At 72.4% G+C, this 22,547-nt stretch carries 18 protein-coding genes, 1 rRNA gene and 1 pseudogene; 18 read left to right on the top strand and 2 right to left on the bottom strand.

What is annotated here, in order from left to right:
• Nucleotides 1–69: 69 nt before the first annotated feature.
• Nucleotides 70–909: an alpha/beta hydrolase gene (locus tag BEP24_RS16530; protein ID WP_071285880.1), complete on the top strand. Its 840-nt coding sequence runs from the start codon at nt 70–72 to the stop codon at nt 907–909.
• Between the two features lie 503 nt (nt 910–1,412).
• Here BEP24_RS16530 and BEP24_RS07305 read toward each other — a convergent pair.
• Nucleotides 1,413–2,726 (bottom strand): annotated as a pseudogene (locus tag BEP24_RS07305) (glycoside hydrolase family 2 TIM barrel-domain containing protein); the annotation flags it as partial.
• A 275-nt stretch (nt 2,727–3,001) separates the two neighbouring features.
• Between BEP24_RS07305 and BEP24_RS07300 the strand changes: the two are divergent.
• On the top strand, nt 3,002–4,261 hold the full coding sequence (locus BEP24_RS07300) for a hypothetical protein (RefSeq protein WP_065961875.1): 1,260 nt from the start codon (nt 3,002–3,004) through the stop codon (nt 4,259–4,261).
• Between the two features lie 204 nt (nt 4,262–4,465).
• On the opposite strand, the gene BEP24_RS07295 is transcribed toward BEP24_RS07300, so the two are convergent.
• Nucleotides 4,466–4,819 (bottom strand): DUF1844 domain-containing protein, encoded by a 354-nt coding sequence (locus tag BEP24_RS07295; RefSeq protein WP_065961874.1) that lies wholly within the window; start codon nt 4,817–4,819, stop codon nt 4,466–4,468.
• Between the two features lie 295 nt (nt 4,820–5,114).
• On the opposite strand from BEP24_RS07295, the gene infC reads away from it, so the two are divergent.
• The 16 genes from infC to BEP24_RS07215 all read left to right on the top strand — a co-directional run.
• Entirely contained in the window at nt 5,115–5,777 is a 663-nt protein-coding gene (infC, locus tag BEP24_RS07290; protein ID WP_065961872.1) for a translation initiation factor IF-3, read from the top strand.
• Nucleotides 5,778–5,856: 79 nt separating this feature from the next.
• Complete coding sequence (gene rpmI / locus BEP24_RS07285) at nt 5,857–6,051, top strand: 50S ribosomal protein L35 (protein WP_065961871.1); 195 nt, start codon at nt 5,857–5,859, stop codon at nt 6,049–6,051.
• Nucleotides 6,052–6,079: 28 nt separating this feature from the next.
• Nucleotides 6,080–6,463 carry a 50S ribosomal protein L20 gene (gene rplT / locus BEP24_RS07280; RefSeq protein WP_065961870.1) on the top strand — a complete coding sequence of 128 codons (384 nt, stop codon included), beginning with the start codon at nt 6,080–6,082 and terminating at the stop codon, nt 6,461–6,463.
• Nucleotides 6,464–6,596: 133 nt separating this feature from the next.
• Complete coding sequence (locus BEP24_RS07275) at nt 6,597–7,484, top strand: RNA methyltransferase (RefSeq protein ID WP_065961868.1); 888 nt, start codon at nt 6,597–6,599, stop codon at nt 7,482–7,484.
• Nucleotides 7,485–7,555: 71 nt separating this feature from the next.
• On the top strand, nt 7,556–8,596 hold the full coding sequence (gene pheS, locus BEP24_RS07270) for a phenylalanine--tRNA ligase subunit alpha (RefSeq protein ID WP_065961867.1): 1,041 nt from the start codon (nt 7,556–7,558) through the stop codon (nt 8,594–8,596).
• Nucleotides 8,596–11,088 carry a phenylalanine--tRNA ligase subunit beta gene (pheT, locus tag BEP24_RS07265; RefSeq protein ID WP_065961865.1) on the top strand — a complete coding sequence of 831 codons (2,493 nt, stop codon included), beginning with the start codon at nt 8,596–8,598 and terminating at the stop codon, nt 11,086–11,088. The genes pheS and pheT overlap by 1 nt, the downstream gene beginning before the upstream one ends.
• Nucleotides 11,089–11,160: 72 nt before the next feature.
• Nucleotides 11,161–12,258 (top strand): NAGSA dehydrogenase family protein, encoded by a 1,098-nt coding sequence (locus tag BEP24_RS07260; RefSeq protein WP_065961864.1) that lies wholly within the window; start codon nt 11,161–11,163, stop codon nt 12,256–12,258.
• Nucleotides 12,259–12,338: 80 nt separating this feature from the next.
• The gene (gene argJ / locus BEP24_RS07255) at nt 12,339–13,490 is read left to right on the top strand and encodes a bifunctional glutamate N-acetyltransferase/amino-acid acetyltransferase ArgJ (RefSeq protein ID WP_065961914.1); all 1,152 of its coding nucleotides are present in this window, start codon (nt 12,339–12,341) and stop codon (nt 13,488–13,490) included.
• Complete coding sequence (gene argB / locus BEP24_RS07250) at nt 13,490–14,563, top strand: acetylglutamate kinase (RefSeq protein WP_065961862.1); 1,074 nt, start codon at nt 13,490–13,492, stop codon at nt 14,561–14,563. The genes argJ and argB overlap by 1 nt, the downstream gene beginning before the upstream one ends.
• Nucleotides 14,560–15,780, top strand: coding sequence for an acetylornithine transaminase (locus BEP24_RS07245; RefSeq protein ID WP_065961860.1), 1,221 nt, complete (start codon nt 14,560–14,562; stop codon nt 15,778–15,780). Before argB ends, BEP24_RS07245 begins: the two co-directional genes overlap by 4 nt.
• Complete coding sequence (argF, locus tag BEP24_RS07240; RefSeq protein ID WP_065961858.1) at nt 15,777–16,754, top strand: ornithine carbamoyltransferase; 978 nt, start codon at nt 15,777–15,779, stop codon at nt 16,752–16,754. The genes BEP24_RS07245 and argF overlap by 4 nt, the downstream gene beginning before the upstream one ends.
• Nucleotides 16,755–16,795: 41 nt before the next feature.
• Nucleotides 16,796–17,884, top strand: coding sequence for an argininosuccinate synthase domain-containing protein (locus tag BEP24_RS07235; RefSeq protein WP_065961857.1), 1,089 nt, complete (start codon nt 16,796–16,798; stop codon nt 17,882–17,884).
• A gap of 146 nt (nt 17,885–18,030) precedes the next feature.
• Entirely contained in the window at nt 18,031–19,479 is a 1,449-nt protein-coding gene (gene argH, locus BEP24_RS07230; protein ID WP_065961854.1) for an argininosuccinate lyase, read from the top strand.
• The gene (locus tag BEP24_RS07225; RefSeq protein ID WP_253181621.1) at nt 19,476–20,246 is read left to right on the top strand and encodes a DNA-3-methyladenine glycosylase; all 771 of its coding nucleotides are present in this window, start codon (nt 19,476–19,478) and stop codon (nt 20,244–20,246) included. The genes argH and BEP24_RS07225 overlap by 4 nt, the downstream gene beginning before the upstream one ends.
• Before the next feature lie 123 nt (nt 20,247–20,369).
• Nucleotides 20,370–21,683, top strand: coding sequence for a tyrosine--tRNA ligase (tyrS, locus tag BEP24_RS07220; RefSeq protein ID WP_065961853.1), 1,314 nt, complete (start codon nt 20,370–20,372; stop codon nt 21,681–21,683).
• 661 nt (nt 21,684–22,344) lie between these two features.
• Nucleotides 22,345–22,547: ribosomal RNA gene (locus BEP24_RS07215) — 16S ribosomal RNA — on the top strand; the annotation flags it as partial.

Raw genomic sequence — 22,547 nt, 5'->3', positions numbered from 1 at the left:
AGGAGGCTCCCCGGAACGGCGCGTTGCATCGGGCACCTCCCTGGAACAACCGAGACACGAGGAGCACACGTGCCCACCATCACCGTCGGCGCCGAGAACGGCCACGACATCGACCTGCACTACGACGACCTCGGCACCGGCGACCCCGTCGTGCTCATCCACGGCTGGCCGCTGTCCGGCCGCTCGTGGGAGGGCCAGGTCCCCGCGCTCGTCGAGGCCGGCCATCGCGTCATCACGTACGACCGTCGCGGCTTCGGCCAGTCCTCGCAGCCGTGGGGCGGCTACGACTACGACACCTTCGCGGCCGACCTCGACACGCTCATCACCGAGCTGGGCCTGTCGGACGTCACCCTGATCGGCTTCTCGATGGGTGGCGGCGAGCTCGCGCGCTACGTGTCGACCTACGGGACGGCGAAGATCAAGAGGCTCGTCTTCGCGAGCGCCGTGCCGCCGTACCTGTGGAAGTCGGACGACAACCCGGACGGTGCGGTCGACCAGGACCTCGCCGACTGGTTCGCGAACGGCATCACGGGCGACCGCCCGGCGTTCCTGCACCAGTTCGTCGACATGTTCTACACGCCGGGGGACTCCGGCGAGCCCCTCGTGTCCGCCGACCAGCGCGCGTACGACCTGGCGATCGCCGAGCTCGCCTCGCCGAAGGGCACGCTCGACTGCACCACGGCGTTCGCGACCACGGACTTCCGTGACGACCTGACGAAGGTCGACGTCCCGACGCTCGTCATCCACGGCGACGCCGACGGCATCGTGCCCTTCGAGGCATCGGGCAAGCGCACCGCCGAGGCGATCCCGGACGCGCAGACGCACCTCATCGCGGGTGGCCCGCACGGGGTGCTCGCGTCGCACCGCGACGAGTGGAACGAGGCGGTGCTCCGCTTCCTCGCGCAGTAGTCCGGCGCGGCACGCCCGCGGGTGCGCGCCGCCCGGGGGTGCGCGCCGCCCGGGGCTGCGGCGCCCGTGACCGCCCGCCGGATCCGCTCGATCGGCACCTTGGGCGTTCGGTCCGCGCGCAGCAGCCCGTTCGTCTCCTGCAGCGTGTCCGTCAGCTGCGTCCAGCACGAGCCGGCCAGGAAGCTGCTCGCCCGCACGCCGTCGTACAGCGCGGTGATCCGGGCGACCCAGTCGTCGCCGTCGACCGCCGAGGTGTAGCCCCAGCCGTCCTCCCGCGGTGCGTCCGGCTGGAAGTCGACGCCGCCGAACTCCGTCAGCATCACGGGCTGGCCGCGGTCGATCGCCCCGCCGACCAGGATCCGTCGGTCGGCCGGGCCCCGACCGCCGAGCAGCGCCGTCCGCGCGGCGTCGTCGGCGTAGGTGGCGGCGAGCCGGGTGCCGTCGCCCTCGTAGTCGTGCACCGTCAGCAGGTCCGAGTCGACGTGCTCCCACCCGTCGTTCGACACCACCGGGCGGGTGGGGTCGAGGGCGCGGGTGACGTCGGCGAGGGCTCGGGCGTACGCTTGCTGCGCCGGGTCGGTCGCGATGTGCTGCACGCCCCAGCTCTCGTTCGCGGGCACCCAGGTGACGATCGACGGGTGCGAGGCGTCCCGCTCGACCGCGTCCATCCACTCGCGCACGAGCCGCTGCGCCGCGAGCGGGGAGAACGCGTACGCCCCGGGTGCCTCGCCCCAGACGAGCAGCCCGAGCCGGTCCGCCCAGAACAGGAACCGCGGGTCCTCGATCTTCTGGTGGTTGCGGGCGGCGGTGAAGCCGAGCTCCTTGATGAGCTCGACCTCGCGACGCAGCGCCGCCCGCGAGGGGGCGGCCAGGTGCGACTCGGGCCAGTAGCCCTGGTTGAGCACGCTCCGCACGTCGTAGGACCGGCCGTTGAGCAGGAAGGCGCCGCCGTCGATCCCGACCGTGCGGACACCGAAGTACGACGAGACCGCGTCGAGGGGGTCCGCGCCGTCGCGGGGGAGCAGCGCGACCGTGGCGTCGACGAGCCGAGGGGTCTCCGGGCTCCACGTCAGCTCGTCCTCGGCCTGCCCGTTCGTCATCCGGGCGAGCGGCAGGACGACGTCGACCTCGTGCGCGGTGTCGGGCACCAGGGTCTCGACGACCGCGAGGACCTCGCCCTCCCAGCGTGCCTCGACCCGCACCCGCTCGCCGCCCCGGCGCTCGCCGGAGAGCCGCACGGTCAGCCGGACGGTCGCGTGGTCGACGTTCGTCCACCGCAGCGCGCCGATCGCGCACGTCGGCACCGCCTCGAGCCACACGGTCTGCCAGATGCCCGTGGTGCGCCGGTACCAGATGACGTGCGGGTCCTCGTGCCAGTCCTGCTTGCCGCGCGGCTGCGTGGCGTCGTGCGGGTCGTCCTCGGCGCGGACCACGAGCAGGTGCTCGGCGTCCGGGTCGCCGGCCAGGTGCTCGGTGACGTCGAACACGAACGGGGTGTGCCCGCCCTCGTGCTCGCCGACGAACTGTCCGTCGACCCAGACCCGGGCCCGGTGGTCGACGGCGCCGAAGTGCAGCAGGAGGCGGTCGGCACCCTCCGCCCGGAAGCCGGCGGCGTCGAGGTCCGCGCGGGTGAGCGGTCGGGCGTACCAGACGACGGGGTGGAAGCCCGGCTCGTCGATCCCCGACGCGACGGACTCGGGCGGGAACGGCACGGTGATGTCGCGTGCGTCCGGGAAGCCCTGCCGCCACGCGGGGTCGTCCCCGGTGTTGCGGAACGACCACGTGCCGTCGAGGTCGGCCCAGTGCCGGCGGAGCATCTGCGGGCGGGGGTACGTGCCGTCCTGCTCGGACGCGACCGGCAGTCCGGCGGCGCCGTGCGGGGCGCCGGACGACGGGCCGCCGACGGACGGGCCGCCGACGGACGGGACGCCGGAGGACGGGGCGGCGGGGGACGGTGCGGGGGCGGCGACGGTGCCGTCGAGCGAGCTCATGCCTCCATCGTCGCCGTCACCTACATCGTTGTAAAGACCCGCGGCGGCCGGGTGACGACCGGCCGGGACGCACCACAGCCCCCGCGCGTAGGTTCGACCGCATGAGCGCCGATGCACCCGTCCAGGTCACCGACCGCACGCTCGAGGGCTGGATCGCCCGGCAGCGCTGGTACGCCGCGAAGGGCGGGACCCCGGCACTCCGCACCGTGGCCGAGACCGACGGCACGCGGCTCGTCCTCGACGACGCCCCGACCGGACCCGTCCTGTACCAGGTACCCGTCAGCGGCACGGTCGACGACGAGCCCGTCGACGGCACCACCGACACCGCGTGGGTGCAGGCCTTGGCGGCCCGGATCGACGCCGACCCCGACAGCCTCCGCCCGATCGGCGAGGTCACGGCCTCCCGCGTCCTGTCCGGCGAGCAGTCGAACACCTCGGTCATCTGCGACACCGCCGACGGCGCGCAGGTCATCGTCAAGGTCTTCCGCGTCCTGCACCACGGCGACAACCCCGACGTGACGACGCAGCTCGCGCTCTCCGCCGCCGGCAGCGACCGCGTCCCGGCGGTGTACGGCGCGCTCCGGGCGACCTGGCCGGACCCCGGTCGGGCCGACGGTACCGCTGAGGGGCACCTCGCCTTCGCGCAGGAGTTCCTGCCCGGTCTCGACGACGCCTGGCGGGTCGCGCTCCGTGACGCCCGCGACGGCACCGCGTGGGAGGAACCCGCCACACGGCTCGGCGAGGCCCTGGCCGAGGTGCACCGCACGCTCGCCGGTGCGCTGCCCACCGAGCCCGCCGACGAGGACCGGCGCGCCACCGCCCTCGCGACCATGCACGCCCGGCTCGACGCCGCGGTCCGCGAGGCCCCGACCATCGAGCCGCACGTCGCGGCGATCCGGAGGGTCTACGAGCGGGCCGGCGCCGCGCACTGGCCGGACCTGCAGCGCATCCACGGCGACCTGCACCTCGGGCAGGTGCTCGCCGCCCCCGAGCCGCGCGGGTGGGTGTTCCTCGACTTCGAGGGCGAGCCGCTCCGCCCGCTCGCCGAGCGCACGCTGCCCGACGTCACGCTGCGCGACGTCGCGGGCATGCTGCGCTCGTTCGACTACGTCGCCGGGGCACTCGCCCACGACCAGCCGTTCGTCGACGCCGGCGTGTGGTCGCGCCAGGCGCGTGCGGCGTTCCTCGACGGCTACCAGCGGGGGACCGGCGCGGACCTGCGCACCCACCGCGAGCTGCTCGACGCGTTCGAGCTCGACAAGGCCGTGTACGAGGTGGTCTACGAGACGCGGAACCGCCCGGACTGGGCCGGGATCCCGCTCGCGGCGGTGGCGCGGCTCGCGGCGCGCAGCGCCGACTGAGGTCGACGCGCCGGTCGCTGCAACCACGGCGGTCGGCTGGGAAGCCCGCGTCCGGTCCGATCAGCGCTCCGCGGTCCGCACCGCGTGGCGGACGGGAGGTCCGGATCCGGTCCGTCCCGCGTCCTGCGGTCCGCACCACGGACGGACGGGAGGCGCGGTGCCAGCCGGCACCGCGCCTCCCGTCCGTCGTCCGTGGCGGACGCGTCAGTTCACGGGGCCGGTGAACTTCTCGCCGGGACCCTTGCCGGGTGCGTCCGGGATGCTCGACGCCTCGCGGAAGGCGAGCTGGACCGAGCGCAGGCCGTCGCGGAGCGGGCGGGCGTGCTGGTCGCCGATCTCCGTCGCCGCCCCGGTCACGAGCCCGGCGAGGGCGGTGATGAGCTTGCGTGCCTCGTCCAGGTCGGTCTGCGACTCGGGGTCGTCCGCGAGCCCGACCTTGACGGCCGCCGCGCTGAGCAGGTGCACCGCCACGGTGTTGATGAGCTCGACCGCGGGGACCTCCGCGATGTCGCGCGCCTCGGCGGCTCCGGCGTCCTCGGTGGGTGGGGTGTCGGTCACGGTGCTCCTCTGCTAGACTCGCCGACGGCAGACACTGTCCGCGCGCCTCGGAACTCGTTCCGGAGCAGTCGAACGGTGTCGTAGAAGAGGAGTCTCTCCCACCCGCGGCCGTGCACCACAGGCTACCGGGTCCCAACCGCTCCGTCGGGCGTGCAGCACCACCGTGCCGCACCGCGACAGGCCGGACCTCCCGGGTCCGACGTCGGGCGGCTGCCGAACGGGTCCCGATCCGAGCGTCAGATCTCCTCTCTCGTGCCGTCGTCCAGGGCAACAGCCCCGAACGACCACCACCTGATTGAAGGAGCTCCGCATCACCGATCCCCGCACCAACGACCGAATCCGCGTTCCCGAGGTCCGACTCGTCGGCCCCCAGGGTGAGCAGGTCGGCGTTGTCCCGATCGCCATGGCCCTGCGTCTCGCGCAGGAAGCCGAACTGGATCTGGTCGAGGTCGCCCCGAACTCGAAGCCGCCCGTGGCCAAGATCATGGACTACGGCAAGTTCAAGTACGAGGCTGCGCAGAAGGCCAAGGAAGCCCGTCGCAACCAGGTGAACACCGACCTGAAAGAGGTCCGGTTCCGCCTGAAGATCGACGTGCACGACTACGAGACCAAGCGCAAGCGTGCCGAGGGCTTCCTCCTCGGCGGCGACAAGGTGAAGGCGATGATCCTCTTCCGTGGTCGCGAGCAGTCGCGTCCGGAGCAGGGTGTCCGTCTCCTCCAGAAGTTCGCCGAGGAGATCGCCGAGTTCGGCGTCGTCGAGTCGCGTCCGACCCAGGACGGCCGCAACATGACGATGATCATCGCCCCCCTCAAGAACAAGTCCGACGTCAAGGGCGAGCAGAACGCCAAGCGTGCTGCACAGAAGGCCGAACGTCGCGCCACGGAGCACGCCGCGAAGGGCAAGGAGTCCGACGAGTCGGACACCGAGACCGCACCGGCAGCCGCTCCCGCCGAATAGGTCCTCCCGGACCGATCCCGCGCAGTCCTCCCGACCGCAACGGCGCGGCCCCCATCCCACCCCACGGAAAGGCACCACCATGCCCAAGCAGAAGACCCACTCCGGGTCGAAGAAGCGCTTCAAGGTCACCGGCAGCGGCAAGATCATGAAGCAGCAGGCCGGTATGCGTCACAACCTCGAGGTCAAGTCTGCCAAGCGCAAGGCACGCCTCAACGAGGACCAGGTCCTGTCGAAGGCCGACGCCAAGAACGTCAAGAAGCTCCTCGGCCACTGAGCCCCCGGATTCGTAAAGGAACACTGCAATGGCACGAGTAAAGAGAGCGGTCAACGCCGCCAAGAAGCGCCGCGTCATCCTCGAGCGCGCCGAGGGCTACCGCGGCCAGCGTTCGCGTCTGTACCGCAAGGCCAAGGAGCAGGTCACCCACTCCCTCGTCTACGCGTACCGCGACCGTCACGCCAAGAAGGGCGAGTTCCGTCGCCTCTGGATCCAGCGCATCAACGCTGCGTCCCGTGCGAACGGCCTGACCTACAACCGCCTCATCCAGGGCCTCGGCCTGGCCGGCGTCGAGGTCGACCGTCGCATCCTCGCGGACCTCGCGGTGAACAACCCCGAGACCTTCGCGGCGCTCGTCGAGACCGCCAAGAACGCCCTGCCGGCCGACACCTCGGCCCCCAAGGCTGCGTAGTCCGACCGACTGCTGCCGACGCCCCCGTCCCCTCCGTGGGACGGGGGCGTCGTCGTGTCCGCGCCGGGGTGTCCCCGTCCCGGAGGTGGCCTGGGCGTCGCCGTGACCGCGTGGGGGTTCCTAGACTCTCGGTGTGAGCGATCTCCTCGAGAACCCCAAGGCCGGCCGCGTCAAGGCCGTGGCAGCACTGGCGAAGAAGGACGTCCGGGCCGACACCGGGCTGTTCCTGCTCGAGGGCCCGCAGGCCGTCCGCGAGGCGATCGCGTCCCGCCCGGAGATGCTCCGCGAGCTGTACGTGACGCCGACGGCGGCGGCACGGTACGCCCTCGACGACGCGCCGGTGGACACCTGGTTCGTGACCGAGCAGGTCCTCGACGCGATGGCCGACACGGTCACGCCGCAGGGGGTCGTCGCGGTCTGCCAGCAGTTCCCGACGTCGGTGAAGGACGTCTTCCCGGACCGCGCGGGCGCCGCGGCCGGCGACGCCGGTGCCGACCAGGAGGCCCGTGGCGCGTCCGCCGCGTCGGGCGCCCTGCCCGGTCTGGTCGCCATCCTCGAGGAGGTGCGGGACCCGGGGAACGCGGGCACCATCATCCGCGCCGCCGACTCCGCCGGTGCCGACGCGGTCGTGCTCACGGGCCGCAGCGTCGACCCGTACAACCCGAAGGTCGTGCGCTCGACGACGGGCTCGCTGTTCCACGTGCCGGTGTCGGTCGGCGTGACGCTCGCCGACGCGGTCTCCCGTGCGAAGGGCCTCGGCTACACCGTGCTCGCTGCCGACGTCTCGGGGGACGACCTGCCCGACGTGCGCGCCGACGGCATGCTCGACGGCCCGACCGCGTGGGTCTTCGGCAACGAGGCCCGCGGGCTCACCGACGAGGACCTGGCGCTCGTGGACCGCGCGGTGAAGGTGCCGATCTACGGTCGCGCCGAGTCGATGAACCTCGCCACGGCCGCCTCGGTCTGCCTGTACGAGAGCGCGTTCGCGCAGCGGGCGGCTTCCTCCTCCACAGGGGTCTGACCGCCGGGGTTCCTCCACCGACCGCTCGGTACAGGACGGCGGTATCCCGGCGGCCGGTAGGATCGGGCCTCGTGTCAGAACCTCTCGAGATCAGCGAAGCGGCCGTCGCCGCCGCCGTGGACGACGCCCTCGCGGCCGTCCGCGCCGCGACGTCCGTGGCCGAGCTGAAGCAGGCCCGGGCCGAGCACACGGGCGAGCAGTCCGTGCTCGCGCGCATGAACGCCGCGATGCGCAGCGTGCCGAAGGAGCAGAAGGCCGCGGCCGGCAAGCTCGTCGGCCAGGCGCGCGGCCAGGTGAACCAGGCGGTCGCCGCGCAGGAGTCCGTCCTGGCGCAGGCCGAGGAACACGCCCGGCTCGAGGCCGAGCGCGTCGACGTCACGGCGCTGCCGAGCCGTCGGGCGCACGGCTCGCGCCACCCGCTCTCGCTGCTCAACGAGACCGTGGCCGACATCTTCGTCGGCATGGGGTGGGAGGTCGCCGAGGGCCCCGAACTCGAGCACGAGTGGTTCAACTTCGACGCGCTGAACTTCGACCAGGACCACCCGGCCCGCGCGATGGCCGACACGGTCTTCGTCGAGCCGGTCGACCGGCACCTGGTGATGCGCACGCACACCTCGCCGGTGCAGATCCGGTCGCTCCTGTCCCGCGAGCTCCCGCTGTACGTCATCGCCCCGGGGCGGGTGTACCGCGCCGACGAGCTCGACGCGACGCACCTGCCGGTCTTCACCCAGGTCGAGGGCATCGCGATCGACAAGGGCCTGACGATGGCGCACCTGCGCGGCACGCTCGAGCACTTCGCCCGCCAGGTCTTCGGGGCCGAGGCGCAGATCCGTCTCCGCCCGAACTACTTCCCGTTCACCGAGCCGAGCGCCGAGATGGACGTCTGGCAGCCGAACGCCAAGGGCGGGGCACGCTGGGTCGAGTGGGGTGGCTGCGGCATGGTGAACCCCAACGTGCTGCGCGCCGCCGGGATCGACCCGGACGAGTACCAGGGCTTCGCGTTCGGCATGGGCATCGAGCGGACGCTGCAGTTCCGCAACGGCCTCAACGACATGCGTGACTTCCTCGAGGGCGACATCCGCTTCTCCCAGCAGTTCGGAACGGTGGTCTGATGCGCATCCCGATCAGTTGGCTCGGCGAGAACGTCGACCTGCCCGACGACGTCTCCCTCGAGCACGTCCACGCGGCCCTCGTGTCCGTGGGCTTCGAGGAAGAAGCCGTCCACACGAACGACCTCACGGGGCCGATCGTGGTCGGCCGGGTGCTCGAGCGCGAGCCGGAGCCGCAGAAGAACGGCAAGACGATCAACTGGTGCCAGGTGGACGTCGGCGACGGCGAACCGCGCGGCATCGTCTGCGGCGCGCACAACTTCGACGTGGGCGACCTCGTCGTGGTGACGCTGCCCGGCGCCGTGCTGCCCGGGCCCTTCCCGATCGCGGCCCGCAAGACGTACGGGCACGTGTCCGACGGCATGATCGCCTCGGCCCGCGAGCTCGGGCTCGGCGACGAGCACGACGGCATCCTGCGCTTCGCCGATCTCGGCATGGAGCCCGAGGTGGGCACCGACGCGATCGCGCTGCTCGGCCTCGACGACGCCGCGGTCGAGATCAACGTCACGCCGGACCGCGGCTACGCGATGAGCATCCGCGGCGTCGCCCGCGAGTACGCCCACGCCACCGGTGCGTCCTTCCACGACCCCGCCGAGCGTGCGACGCGCCGTTCCGGCGACGGCTTCCGGGTGACGGTCGACGACCAGGCCCCGATCCGGGGTCGTGTCGGCGCGCACACCTTCGTGACCCGCGTCGTGCGCGGCATCGACCCGAACGCGAAGACACCGGCGTGGATGGTGTCGCGCCTGGCACTCGCCGGCGTACGGTCCATCTCGCTGCCGGTCGACGTCACGAACTACGTGATGTTCGAGCTCGGCCAGCCGCTGCACGGCTACGACCTCGCGAAGGTGCAGGGCGGCCTCGGCGTCCGCCGCGCCACCGCGGGGGAGCAGCTCGTCACCCTCGACGACGTCACGCGCACGCTCGACGCCGAGGACCTCGTCATCACCGACGACCAGGGTCCGGTCGGCCTCGCCGGCGTCATGGGTGGCGCCCGCACCGAGATCTCCGGCACGACGACCGACGTCCTGATCGAGGCCGCGGGCTTCGACCAGGTGTCGATCGCCCGCACCGCCCGGCGGCACAAGCTGCCGAGCGAGGCGTCGAAGCGCTTCGAGCGCGGCGTCGACCCGCTCGTGGCCGAGGCCGCGGCGAACCGTGCCGTCGACCTGCTCGTCGAGCTGGCCGGCGGGACGCCCGACACCCTCGGGTCGACGCTCGTCGACACCACGCCCCGCGCTGCCGTCGTGATGCGCACCGGGCGTCCGGGCGAGCTGATCGGCGTCCCGTACACCGAGGCCGAGGTCGTCGAGACCCTGCGCGCCCTCGGTGCCACGGTCGCGGTCGACGGCGACCAGCTGACGGTCACGCCGCCGACCTGGCGTCCCGACCTCGTCGACGACGTCTCCCTGGTCGAGGAGGTCGCCCGCATCGTCGGGTACGACCGCATCCCGAGCGTGCTGCCCGTGGCCCCGCCCGGCCGTGGTCTGACCGCGCACCAGCGTGCCCGTCGTCGGGTCGCCGCTGCCCTCGCGTCCGCCGGCCTCGTCGAGGTCGTCACGGCGCCGTTCGTGTCGCGGGCGACGCAGGACGCGTACCCGGGCATCGACGGCGACGGCGGCCCGAGCGTGCGGCTCGCGAACGCCCTCGACAGCGAGCAGGACCTGCTCCGTCGGAGCGCCGTCCCCGCGCTCGTCGACGCCGCGCGTCGAAACGTCTCGCGCGGACTCGTGGACGTCGCCCTGTACGAGACCTCCCGCGTCTTCCTGCCCACCCCGGGCCAACAGCTCGGCACGGACGCCGTCCCGGCCGGGGCCGCCCGGCCCGACGCCGACACGCTCGCGGCGCTCGACGCCTCCCTGCCGCCGCAGCCGTTCCACGTCGCGGCCCTGCTCACGGGCAACCGCGTCGTGAAGCAGCCCGGGGTCACGGCCGAGCCGTACGGCATCGCGGACGCGCTCGACGTCGCCCGCACGGTCGCGTGGGCGGTCGGGGTCGAGCTCACGGTCACGCAGACCGCGCACCCGTCGCTCCACCCGGGTCGTGCCGCGTCCCTGCTCGTCGGGGACACGGTCGTCGGTGTCGCCGGCGAACTCCTGCCCGCGCTGACCGAGGCCGCGGTGCTGCCGCGCGTCGTCGCGGTCGTCGAACTCGACCTCGACGCACTCGTCTCGGCGGCGCCCGAGCTCGCGTCGGTCGGGGCCATCGTGTCCTACCCGGCGGCGACGCAGGACCTGTCGCTCGTGGTCGACGTCGACGTCCCGGCCGGTGACGTCCTCGAGACGGTGCGCTCTGGCGCCGGAGAGCTGCTGGAGTATGCTCGGCTCGTGGACGACTACCGGGGCACGGGCGTGGACGAGGGACAGAAGTCCCTGACGTTCGCCCTGCGTTTCCGTGCCACGGACCGCACGCTGACCGCTGCCGAGGCCTCCGAGGCCCGTGACGGCGCCGTCCGACGTGCCGGCGAGCGATTCGGGGCGACCCTGCGCGACTGATCCACCGATCAGCACCGCCCGGGGCCGCCGCCTCCGAATCCTCGACGAGCAGTCCGATCAAAGGTGGAACCGATGTCCGTATCCGTCGCCGTGGCGGGAGCCTCCGGCTACGCGGGTGGTGAGCTCCTCCGTGTGCTCTCCGCCCACCCCGAGTTCGAGGTCAGGACGGTGACCGCGCACTCGAACGCCGGACAGCCCCTGATCGCGACGCAGCCGCACCTGCGGTCGCTCGCGCACCTGACGCTCGTCGAGACGACGGCCGAGAACCTCCGCGGCCACGACGTCGTGTTCCTGGCGCTGCCGCACGGGCAGTCCGGGGCGATAACCGCCGAGCTCGACGCCGACACGCTCGTCGTCGACTGCGGCGCCGACCACCGCCTGACCGACCCGGCGGCGTGGGACGCGTTCTACGGCGGCGAGTACCACGGGGCATGGACGTACGGTCTGCCCGAACTGCTCCACGCGGCTCCGGCCCCGGGGTCTGCCGAGGCCTGGCACGACGTCGACGACATCCAGGTCACCGGGCGGCAGCGCACCGAGCTGGCCGCGACCAAGCGCATCGCCGTGCCGGGCTGCAACGTGACCGCGGTCACCCTCGGGATCCAACCGGGGGTCCAGGCAGGCCTCGTCGAGACCGACGACATCGTCGCGGTGCTCAGCGTCGGCCCGAGCGGCGCGGGCAAGAAGCTCGCCACCACCTACCTGGCCGCCGAGATCATGGGGTCGGCCAGCGCCTACGCGGTCGGCGGCTCCCACCGGCACGTCCCCGAGATCCAGCAGAACCTCGTCGCCGCCGGCGCCGGGGACGTCACGATCTCGTTCACCCCCGTGCTCGTGCCGATGTCCCGCGGCATCCTCGCGACCACCACCGCGAAGCTCTCACCCGGAGTCAGCGCCCGTGACGTCCGCGTCGCGTGGGAGCTCGCCTACGCCGACGAGCCGTTCGTGCACCTCCTGCCCGCGGGCGAGTTCCCCAGGGTGGCCGACACCATCGGCGCGAACACGGCGCTCGTGGGCATCGCGGTGGACGAGGCCGCCGGCCGCGTCGTCGCGATCACCGCGCTCGACAACCTGGCCAAGGGGACCGCCGGCGCCGCCGTGCAGTCGGCCAACATCGCCCTCGGTCTCCCCGAGACGACGGGCCTGAGCGTGGACGGAGTCGCACCGTGACCGACGTGAGCGGATCGGACCAGGCCGGGTCGGGCCTCCAGACCGGTGCGGGCTCCGGAGGAGCCGCTGGTGGACAGGGCGTGACCGCCGCCGCGGGCTTCCGGGCCGCAGGTGCGACCGCCGGCCTCAAGGCGAGCGGCACCCCCGACGTCGCCCTCGTGGTGAACGACGGGCCGCAGTCGGCGGTGGCCGCCGTGTTCACGAGCAACCGCGCACAGGCACACCCGGTGATCTGGTCGCGCCAGGTCGTCGGCGACGGCGTCGCGCGCGCCGTGTTCCTCAACTCGGGCGGCGCGAACTGCTTCACCGGCCCCTTCGGCTTCCAGACCACGCACCTGACCGCCGAGGCCGTCGCCGACGCTCTCGACGTCGGTGCGGGCGACGTGGTCGTCTGCTCGACCGGGCTGATCGGTCGCGGCGACCAGACCTTCCGCGACGGCGTGCTGCGTGGCGTGGACCTGACCGCCGCAGCGCTCTCGACGGACGGCGGTCCCGACGCGGCCGCGGCGATCATGACGACGGACACGCGGGCCAAGCAGTCCGCGGTGACCGAGGACGGCTGGACCGTCGGCGGGATGGCGAAGGGCGCCGGCATGCTCGCGCCCGGGCTCGCCACCATGCTCGTCGTCATCACCACGGACGCGGTGCAGAGCGCCGACGAGCTCGACCAGGCGCTCCGCGCGGCGACCCGCGTGACCTTCGACCGCGTCGACTCGGACGGCTGCATGTCGACGAACGACACCGTCGTCCTGATGTCCTCCGGCGCCTCGGGCGTGACGCCCGAGGTCGGCGACTTCCAGGAAGCCCTGACCGCCGTCTGCGCCGACCTGGCGCGGCAGCTGCAGCAGGACGCCGAGGGTGCGAGCCACGACATCACGATCGAGGTCACGGGCGCCGAGTCCGAGGACGACGCCGTGACGGTCGGGCGCAGCGTCGCCCGGAACAACCTCTTCAAGGCCGCCGTGTTCGGCAACGACCCGAACTGGGGCCGCGTGCTCGCCGCGATCGGCACGACCGACGCCGCGTTCGACCCGTACGCGGTCGACGTCTCGATGAACGGCGTCCGGGTCTGCCACGCCGGCGCGCCGGACCGGCCCGTCGACGAGGTCGACCTGACGCCGCGGGACTGCCACGTGCTCATCGAGCTCGGCGTCGGCCCGCACGCCGCGACGATCCTGACGAACGACCTGACGCACGACTACGTCCACGAGAACAGCGCGTACTCCAGCTGATGACCACCGGACAGACCAAGGAAGAAGCCCACGAGCTCGCCGCCGTCAAGGCCGCGACGCTCATCGAGTCCCTGCCGTGGCTGAAGCGGTTCTCGGGCAAGACCGTCGTCGTGAAGTTCGGCGGCAACGCCATGGTGAACGACGACCTCAAGCGCGCGTTCGCCGAGGACATGGTCTACCTGCGGTACGCCGGGCTGCACCCGGTCGTCGTGCACGGCGGCGGTCCGCAGATCTCCGCGGCGCTCAAGGAACAGGGCATCGAGTCCGAGTTCCGCGGCGGGTACCGCGTCACGACGACCGAGGCGATCACGGTCGTCCGCGACGTGCTCGCCGGCGAGGTCAACCGCGAGATCGTCGACCTCGTGAACGAACACGGCGACGGCCTGGCCGTCGGGGTCTTCGGTGACGGCGGCTCGCTCTTCACCGGCGAGAAGAAGGGCGTCGTCGTCGACGGCGAGCACTTCGACCTCGGCCACGTCGGTGACATCACGCACGTCGACCCGTCGGGCGTGCTCGCCGCGATCGAGGCCGGGCGCATCCCCGTCGTCTCGAGCATCGCGATCGACGACGCCCACCCCGACCAGGCGCTGAACGTCAACGCCGACGCCGCGGCCGGTGCGCTCGCGATCGCCCTCGGCGCCGCGAAGCTCATGATGCTGACCGACGTGCCGGGGCTGTACCGCAACTGGCCGGACCGCGACTCGATCATCGACCTCATCGCGGTCGACGAACTCCGGGAACTCCTGCCGAGCCTCGAGTCCGGCATGATCCCGAAGATGACCGCGTGCCTCGACGCCGTGGTGGGCGGGGTCGGCGGCGCGACGATCATCGACGGTCGGATCCCGCACTCGATCCTCCTCGAGGTCTTCACGCTGCGCGGTGCCGGCACCGAGGTCATCCCGGACCCGAGCCGTCGGACCGAGAACCAGAACACCCACGCCGAGGTCGGCCGACGCGTTCCCGAGTCCGCCGCGGACCCGGGGCGACACGCAGCACGCACCGCCACCGGCACCCCGGCAGCCGGCACGAGCGCGACCACCACGGACACCGCACAGGAAGGGCACGAGCAGTGAGCACCGAGACGCAGACCGAGACCTGGAACGACCGGTTCGGGGCGTCGCTCATGCGATCCCTGACCCCGCCGAAGATCATGCTCGAGCGTGGCCAGGGCTGCCGTGTCTGGGACGTCGAGGGCAACGAGTACCTCGACTTCCTCGCCGGGATCGCCGTGAACTCCCTCGGGCACGCCCACCCCGCACTCGTCGAGGCCGTCGCCGACCAGGCCGCGAAGCTCGTGCACGTCTCGAACTACTTCGCGACGCCCCCGCAGCTCGAACTCGCCGAGCGGCTGAAGCGCATCACCGGCGCGGGTGAGGCCGGCCGCGTGTACTTCGGCAACTCCGGCGCCGAGGCGAACGAGGCCGCGTTCAAGCTCGCGCGGCTCAACCGCGGGGCGGACGGCCGCAAGACCCGCATCCTCGCGCTGAAGCAGGGCTTCCACGGCCGCACGATGGGAGCGCTCGCCCTCACCGGCAAGCCCGCGCTGCAGCAGGACTTCCTGCCCATGGTCCCCGGGGTCGAGCACATCGACTCGACCGTCGAGGCGCTCGAGGCCGCGATCGACGACACCGTGGCCGCCCTCATCGTCGAACCGATCAAGGGCGAGGCCGGCGTCGTCGACCTGCCCGAGGGCTTCCTGCTCGCCGCGCGTCGGCTGACCGAGGAGCACGGCGCGCTGTTCGTCCTCGACGAGATCCAGACCGGCGTCGGACGTACGGGCAACTGGTTCACGTTCCAGGGCCACGGCTTCACGCCCGACGCGGTGACCATCGCCAAGGGCATCGCCGGCGGCTTCCCGATCGGCGCGCTCGTGACCTTCGGCTGGGCCTCGGAGCTGTTCTCGGCCGGCCAGCACGGGTCGACCTTCGGCGGCAACCCGCTCGGGACCCGCGTGGCGAACGCCGTCCTCGCCGAGATCGAGCGCGCCGACCTCGTGGCCGGCGCGGTCACGAAGGGCGAGCGGATCCGCGCGGGCATCGCGAGCCTCGGATCGCCCCTCGTCGAGGAGGTCCGCGGTACGGGCCTGCTCATCGGCGTCGGTCTCTCCGCTCCGGTCGGCCCCGCGGTGAACGCCGCGGCGCTCGAGCGGGGCCTCATCATCAACGCCCCCAACGAGTCGAGCCTGCGCATCGCGCCGCCGCTCATCGTGTCCGATGCCGAGATCGACGAGTTCGTGACGATCCTCGGCCAGAGCCTCGCGGCAGTCGCCGCCCAGGAGCAGACCGCATGACCCGCCACCTCCTCCGCGACGACGACCTCACGCAGGCCGAGCAGTCCGCGATCCTCGACCTCGCCGAGCAGATGAAGCGCGACCGCTGGGGTGAGAAGCCCCTCGCCGGCCCGCAGTCCGTCGCCGTGATCTTCGACAAGTCCTCCACCCGCACCCGGGTGTCCTTCCACGTCGGCATCTCGGACCTCGGCGGCAGTCCGCTCGTCATCACGACGGCGAACAGCCAGCTCGGCGGCAAGGAGACCCCGTCCGACACGGCCCGGGTGCTCGAGCGCATGGTCTCCGCGATCGTGTGGCGCACGTACGCCCAGTCCGGCCTCGAGGAGATGGCCGCCGACACCCGCGTGCCCGTCGTCAACGCCCTGTCCGACGACTTCCACCCGTGCCAGCTCCTGGCCGACCTGCTGACGATCCGCGAGCACCGCGGCGAGCTGGCCGGGCAGACCGTGGCGTTCGTCGGTGACGGCGCGAGCAACATGGCGCAGTCGTACCTGCTCGCCGGGGCGACCGCGGGCATGCACGTCCGCGTGGCGGCCCCGGCGGCGTTCAGCCCGTCCCCCCAGGTGGTCGCGGACGCCGAACGTCGTGCCGCCGAGACGGGCGGTTCGGTGCTCGTCGTGACCGACCCGGTCGCCGCCGTGGCCGGCGCCGACGTGGTCGTCACCGACACGTGGGTGTCGATGGGCAAGGAGGACGAGAAGCAGTCGCGCCTCGAGACCTTCGCCGGGTACCGCGTCGACGACGCGATGATGGCGCACGCCGTCGACGACGCGGTCTTCATGCACTGCCTGCCGGCCGACCGCGGGTACGAGGTCACCGCCGAGGTCATCGACGGGCCCCGCAGCATCATCTGGGACGAGGCGGAGAACCGTCTGCACGCGCAGAAGGCCCTGCTCGCCTGGCTGCTCGCAGCGAGCGCGACCGGCGCCCCGGCGAGCGCCACCGGCGCGACCGCGACCGCCCCCGCCGTCTGACCCGCACCCGACCGCACCGACACCGCACCCGAGGGAGCACCGTGGCAGACCGCATCGTCGTGGCGGCGTCCGCCGGCGTCGACCCGACCGCCGCCGTGGCGCAGTTCGCCCGGTACGAGGTCGTCGCGCTCGTGGTCGACGTCGGTGGCCGCGGGCGCGAGGTCGCGGCTGTCCGCGAGCGGGCACGGGCGGCCGGCGCGGTCGACGCCCTCGTCGTCGACGCCAAGGCCGAGTTCGCCGAGCAGTACGTCGTCCCGGCGGTCCGCGCGAACGCCAGCTGCGCGCAGCACGCGCTCGTGCCCGGGCTGCGTCGGCCGCTCGTGGCGTCGCACCTCGTGTCCACGGCACGGCGGCTCGGTGCGTCGTCGGTCGCGCACGCCACCTCGACACCGGACGACGTGGCCCTGGTCGCGACGGTCGGCGCACTCGACCCGGACCTCCGCGTCGAGTCCCTCGGCGCCGCCCCGGTGGCACCCGGCGAGCAGGACCTCTGGGGTCGCGTCGTGTCCGCGCGGGACCTCGACGACCCGTGGGCCGGACCGGCCGGCGGCGACTGGGCCCGCACCCAGGACCCGGAGCCCGGCGCGGAACCGGACGAGGTCCTCGTCACCTTCGAGCACGGCGTCCCGGTCGCGCTCGACGGGCAGCGGTTCCCCGTGGTGCGCCTGCTGCAGGAGCTCGACGCCCTCGCCGGACGGCACGGCATCGGCCGGCACGACGTCGTGGCCGACCTCGTCGACGGCCGGAAGGTCCGCCGGGTCACCGAGACCCCGGGGGCGACCGCGCTCGTGACGGCCCACGCCGACCTCGAACGCCTGACCCTCGAGCGCGACCTGCTGCGGACCAAGCAGGTCCTGGACCGCGAGTGGGCCGCGTGCGTCGGTGACGGACGGTGGGCCTCGGGTCTGCGCCGCGCGGCCGACGCGTTCGTCGAGCACACCCAGCAGCACGTCTCCGGGGAGGTCCGACTCCGCCTGCACGGCGGGACCGCGGCCGTCACCGGGCGCCGGTCCGACCAGAGCCTGTACGACTACGAGCTCGCGGGTCCGACAGACGGTGGCCCGCCCACGCTGGCTGAGGCCTGGTCCCGACCGGGCCGGACCGCCGCCCGCCGCGACCGCGCGAACTGAGCGACGCCCCCCGCCAACAACAAGCAGGACGCACGACCACCCGCACGACCAACAGCAGGACGCACGACCACCCGCACGTCCCGCAGCACCACGAACGACCGACCGCACCACGCACGATCCGCCACCCACGAACGACGCAGGACGACATGAGCGACGCTGACCAGCACACCAAGACCGACGCCACCAACACCGGCGCCCTCTGGGGCGGCCGCTTCGCCGACGGCCCGAGCGCCGAGCTCGCGGCACTCTCGCGGTCCACGCACTTCGACTGGCAGCTCGCGCCGTACGACATCGCCGGGTCGCGTGCCCACGCGCGGGCCCTGCAGCGTGCGGGGTACCTCACCGTCGACGAGCTCGACCGCATGCTCGCCGGGCTCGACCGCCTGGCCGAGGCGCACGCCGACGGCACCCTCCAGCCCGACCCGTCCGACGAGGACGTGCACGGCGCCCTCGAACGGCTGCTCATCGCCGACGTCGGTCCGGCCCTCGGCGGCAAGCTCCGCGCCGGGCGCAGCCGGAACGACCAGATCGCGACCCTCGGCCGGATGCACATGCTCGACCACGCGCGCCGCATCGGCCACATGGTGATCGACCTCGTCGACGCGATCTCGCAGCAGGCCAGCGAGCACCCGACGGCGATCATGCCGGGCCGCACGCACCTGCAGCACGCGCAGCCGGTGCTCCTCGCGCACCACCTCCTCGCGCACGCCTGGCCCCTCGTCCGCGACCTCGAGCGCCTCCGCGACTGGGCGGACCGGGCGAGCGTGAGCCCGTACGGTGCCGGTGCCCTCGCGGGGAGCTCGCTCGGACTCGACCCCGCGGCGATCGCCCACGAGCTCGGCTTCGCCCGGCCGGCGGACAACTCGATCGACGCGACCGCTGCTCGCGACGTGGTCGCCGAGTTCGCCTTCGTGCTCGCGCAGGTCGGGATCGACGTGTCCCGCCTGGCCGAGGAGGTCATCCTCTGGAACACGAAGGAGTTCGGCTTCGTCCGCCTCCACGACGCGTTCTCGACCGGCTCGAGCATCATGCCGCAGAAGAAGAACCCGGACATCGCGGAGCTCGCGCGCGGCAAGTCGGGCCGGCTCATCGGCAACCTGACCGGCCTGCTCGCCACCCTGAAGGGCCTGCCGCTCGCCTACAACCGCGACCTGCAGGAGGACAAGGAGCCGGTCTTCGACTCGGTCGCCCAGCTCGAGGTCCTGCTGCCCGCGTTCACCGGCATGGTCGCGACGCTGACCTTCGACACCGACCGGATGGCGGAGCTCGCCCCCCAGGGCTTCTCGCTCGCGACGGACGTCGCCGAGTGGCTCGTCCGCGAGGGCGTGCCGTTCCGCGACGCGCACGAGGTCTCCGGTGCACTCGTCCGGTACTGCGAGGAGCGCGGCATCGAGCTCGACGCCCCCACCGACGACGAGTACCGCGCCGTGTCGGAGCACCTCACCCCGGCGGTGCGCGGCGTGCTCACGATCGAGGGCAGCGTGTCCTCGCGCGCCGGTGTCGGCGGTACCGCGCCGGACCGCGTCGCCGAGCAGCTCGCGTCGCTCACCGCCCGCGTCCGCACGCTCGCCGCCGGAGCACCGTTCGCGCGATGAGCGCGACGAGCGCGATGAGCGCGACGAGCGCGGAAGGCGCGGAAGGCCGGGAGGACGCGGCGGACACCACGGCCGGAGGGACCGCGGCGACCGCAGCACTCCGCTCCCTGCTCGAGCTCCCGGCACCGACCTCGGCACCGGGGCTGCTCGGCGCGACCATCACCGGCAAGGGCGTGACCCTGCGCATCACCGAGGTCGAGGCGTACTGGGGCCCGACCGACCCCGGTTCGCACGGGCACCGGGGCATGACCGAGCGCAACCGCCACCTGTTCGGAGGCCCGGGCACCCTGTACGCCTACCGCTCGTACGGCATCCACACCTGCGTCAACGTGGTGAGCGCGGCCGAGGGCACCTCGTCCGGCTCGCTCCTCCGTGCCGCGGAGGTCGTCGACGGTGGACCCGTCGCCCGGGAACGGCGCGGGGACGGTGTGCCGAGCGCCGCACTCGCACGGGGCCCCGGCAACCTCGGCCAGGCACTCGGCGCGGTGCTCGGCACCGACGACGGGACGTCGCTGCTCGACGGGTCCGGCCCGTACGTGCTCACCCTGGCACCCGGCCTGGAGGCGCGGCTCGCCGCCGCCCCGCCGGCTGCGGTGGTCGATGAGCTCCTGTCCGAGGACGTGCGGCCGGGCGTGCGCCGCATCTCGCGGGGACCGCGCGTCGGCGTCGGCGGCACCGCCGGCGGCGCGTCCTTCCCGTGGCGCTGGTGGCTCACGGGCGACCCGACCGTCTCGTCGTACCGACGGCACAAGGGCGCCGTCGACTGAGGCGAGCCGACGTCCCCCTCCGGACGACGGAGTCCCCGCCGGACCAGGTGATCCACCCGTGGGTGGGTGGGGCGGGCCTCCCGACCGGCGCCGTCGGCGCGGAGGCGCCGCTACGATCGTGGTGTGTCCAGCGCTACCGATCACGATGTCCTGACACGCCAGCAGAACGACCCCACCTTCGCCTCGGTGTGGGACGAACTGCGCTGGCGCGGTCTGGTGCACGTCTCCACCGACGAGACGGCACTCCAGGAGGCCCTCGACGGCGAGCCGGTCACGTACTACTGCGGCTTCGACCCCACGGCTCCGTCCCTGCACTGCGGCAACCTGCTGCAGCTGCTCACCATGCGGCGACTCCAGCTGGCTGGCCACAAGCCGCTCGCCCTCGTCGGGGGCTCGACCGGTCTCATCGGCGATCCGCGACCCACGGCCGAGCGCACCCTGAACACGCGCGAGACGGTGACCGAGTGGGTCACCCGCCTCCAGGGGCAGGTGTCCCGGTTCCTCAGCCCCGAGGGCGACAACGCGGTCCGTCTGGTGAACAACCTCGACTGGACCGCGCCGCTCTCGGCGATCGACTTCCTGCGGGAGGTCGGCAAGTACTTCCGCGTCAACAGCATGCTCAAGAAGGACGCCGTCGCCGCGCGGCTGCAGTCCGACGCCGGGATCAGCTACACCGAGTTCAGCTACCAGATCCTGCAGGGGCTGGACTTCCGCGAGCTCTACCGGCAGTACGGCTGCACCCTGCAGACCGGCGGGTCCGACCAGTGGGGCAACCTGACGAGCGGGACCGAGCTGATCCGGCGGTCCGAGGGGGCGTCGGTACACGCCTTCGGGACCCCGCTCATCACCAACTCCGACGGCACGAAGTTCGGCAAGAGCGAGGGCAACGCGATCTGGCTCGACCCGGAGATGACCTCGCCGTACGCCTTCTACCAGTTCTGGCTCAACACGTCGGACGCCGACGTCGTCGCGCGACTGCGGGAGTTCACCTTCCTGACCAGGGACGAGATCGCGCGCCTGGAGCAGGCCGTCGCGGACGAACCGTTCCGTCGCGAAGCGCAGCGGACGCTCGCGCTCGACGTGACGACGACCGTCCACGGCGCCGATGCGGCACAGGCGGCGATCGATGCGTCGGCCGCGCTCTTCGGCAACGGCGACCTCGGCGCACTCGACGACCGCACCCTACGGTCGGCCATCGCCGAGCTCCCGGGCTCGGTCGTGCTGGGCGGTGACGTCGACGTCGCGCGCGCCCTGGTCGAGACCGGGCTCGTGAAGTCGCTGGGGGAGGCCCGGCGAGCGATCGACCAGGGCGGGGTCTCGGTGAACAACGTCCGCGCGACCGATGCGACCGCGACCATCGGTGCCCTCGCGCTGCCGGCCGGTGTCGTGGTGCTCCGCCGTGGCAAGAAGACCCTCGCCGGTGTGACGATCGGCTGACCTGCGGCCCTGCGGCCCTGCGGCCCTGCGGCCCTGCAGTCCCGAGGTCCTGAGGTCCTGAGGTACTGCGTTCCTGCGGACGCCCGGCTCTCCGACGAGGGGCGCCGGGCGTCGTCGCGTCCGGGGGCGCTCGGGATCGCGGTCCCGGGCGCCCCCGGTGTTGCACAGTGCGACACGCCCGGGATGGGGCCGGTGTTGGCCAGGCCTCCGAACGCTGCGTATAGTTTCCTCTCGTCACCCCAAAGGTGCGGCGGAGCGGCTGGAGCGAGAGCCCAGAGCCTGCCGGCCTCAAGTGGGGGCCATCCTCCACTGGAGTTCAGATCGGGTCTTGCACTCGTTCGCTCCGACGCCTAGGATGACTATTCCACCGGCCCTCTCCTACGGGATGAGCCACAGGACCTCGGTCCGACGCGTTGCCGGTGGCAACCAAGTACACAAGCCCCTCTGGCGGAATCCGGTTCGACCGGGTCGAGCGGTGGGTGCGTCTGGTTCTTGAGAACTCAACAGCGTGCACATTGTCAATGCCAATTTATTGACCCCGTGCCTGGCCGGCCTTTTGGTTGGTTGGGTCGGAGACAATTCCTTTTGGATTGAAGATTGTCCAGTGGACAGTCGACAGTCAGTTTCAACTCGCTGACACTTCGGTGTTGGTTGTAATTTTTTTACGGAGAGTTTGATCCTGGCTCAGGACGAACGCTGGCGGCGTGCTTAACACATGCAAGTCGAACGATGATCAGGAGCTTGCTTCTGTGATTAGTGGCGAACGGGTGAGTAACACGTGAGTAACCTGCCCCTGACTCTGGGATAAGCGTTGGAAACGACGTCTAATACTGGATAGGACTACTGGCCGCATGGTCTGGTGGT

The sequence above is a fragment of the Curtobacterium sp. UCD-KPL2560 genome, assembly GCF_001705035.1.
Lineage (GTDB): Bacteria > Actinomycetota > Actinomycetes > Actinomycetales > Microbacteriaceae > Curtobacterium.
This window is presented reverse-complemented; position numbering and strand designations above follow the sequence as displayed.

Bases quoted from the DNA above. Each gene is read 5' to 3' on its own strand.
- rplT (WP_065961870.1), top strand. From the start codon at position 6,080: ATGGCACGAGTAAAGAGAGCGGTCAACGCCGCCAAGAAGCGCCGCGTC.
- argF (WP_065961858.1), top strand. From the start codon at position 15,777: ATGACCCGCCACCTCCTCCGCGACGACGACCTCACGCAGGCCGAGCAG.
- pheT (WP_065961865.1), top strand. From the start codon at position 8,596: ATGCGCATCCCGATCAGTTGGCTCGGCGAGAACGTCGACCTGCCCGAC.
- argB (WP_065961862.1), top strand. From the start codon at position 13,490: ATGACCACCGGACAGACCAAGGAAGAAGCCCACGAGCTCGCCGCCGTC.
- BEP24_RS07260 (WP_065961864.1), top strand. From the start codon at position 11,161: ATGTCCGTATCCGTCGCCGTGGCGGGAGCCTCCGGCTACGCGGGTGGT.
- argH (WP_065961854.1), top strand. From the start codon at position 18,031: ATGAGCGACGCTGACCAGCACACCAAGACCGACGCCACCAACACCGGC.
- BEP24_RS07225 (WP_253181621.1), top strand. From the start codon at position 19,476: ATGAGCGCGACGAGCGCGATGAGCGCGACGAGCGCGGAAGGCGCGGAA.
- BEP24_RS07300 (WP_065961875.1), top strand. From the start codon at position 3,002: ATGAGCGCCGATGCACCCGTCCAGGTCACCGACCGCACGCTCGAGGGC.
- rpmI (WP_065961871.1), top strand. From the start codon at position 5,857: ATGCCCAAGCAGAAGACCCACTCCGGGTCGAAGAAGCGCTTCAAGGTC.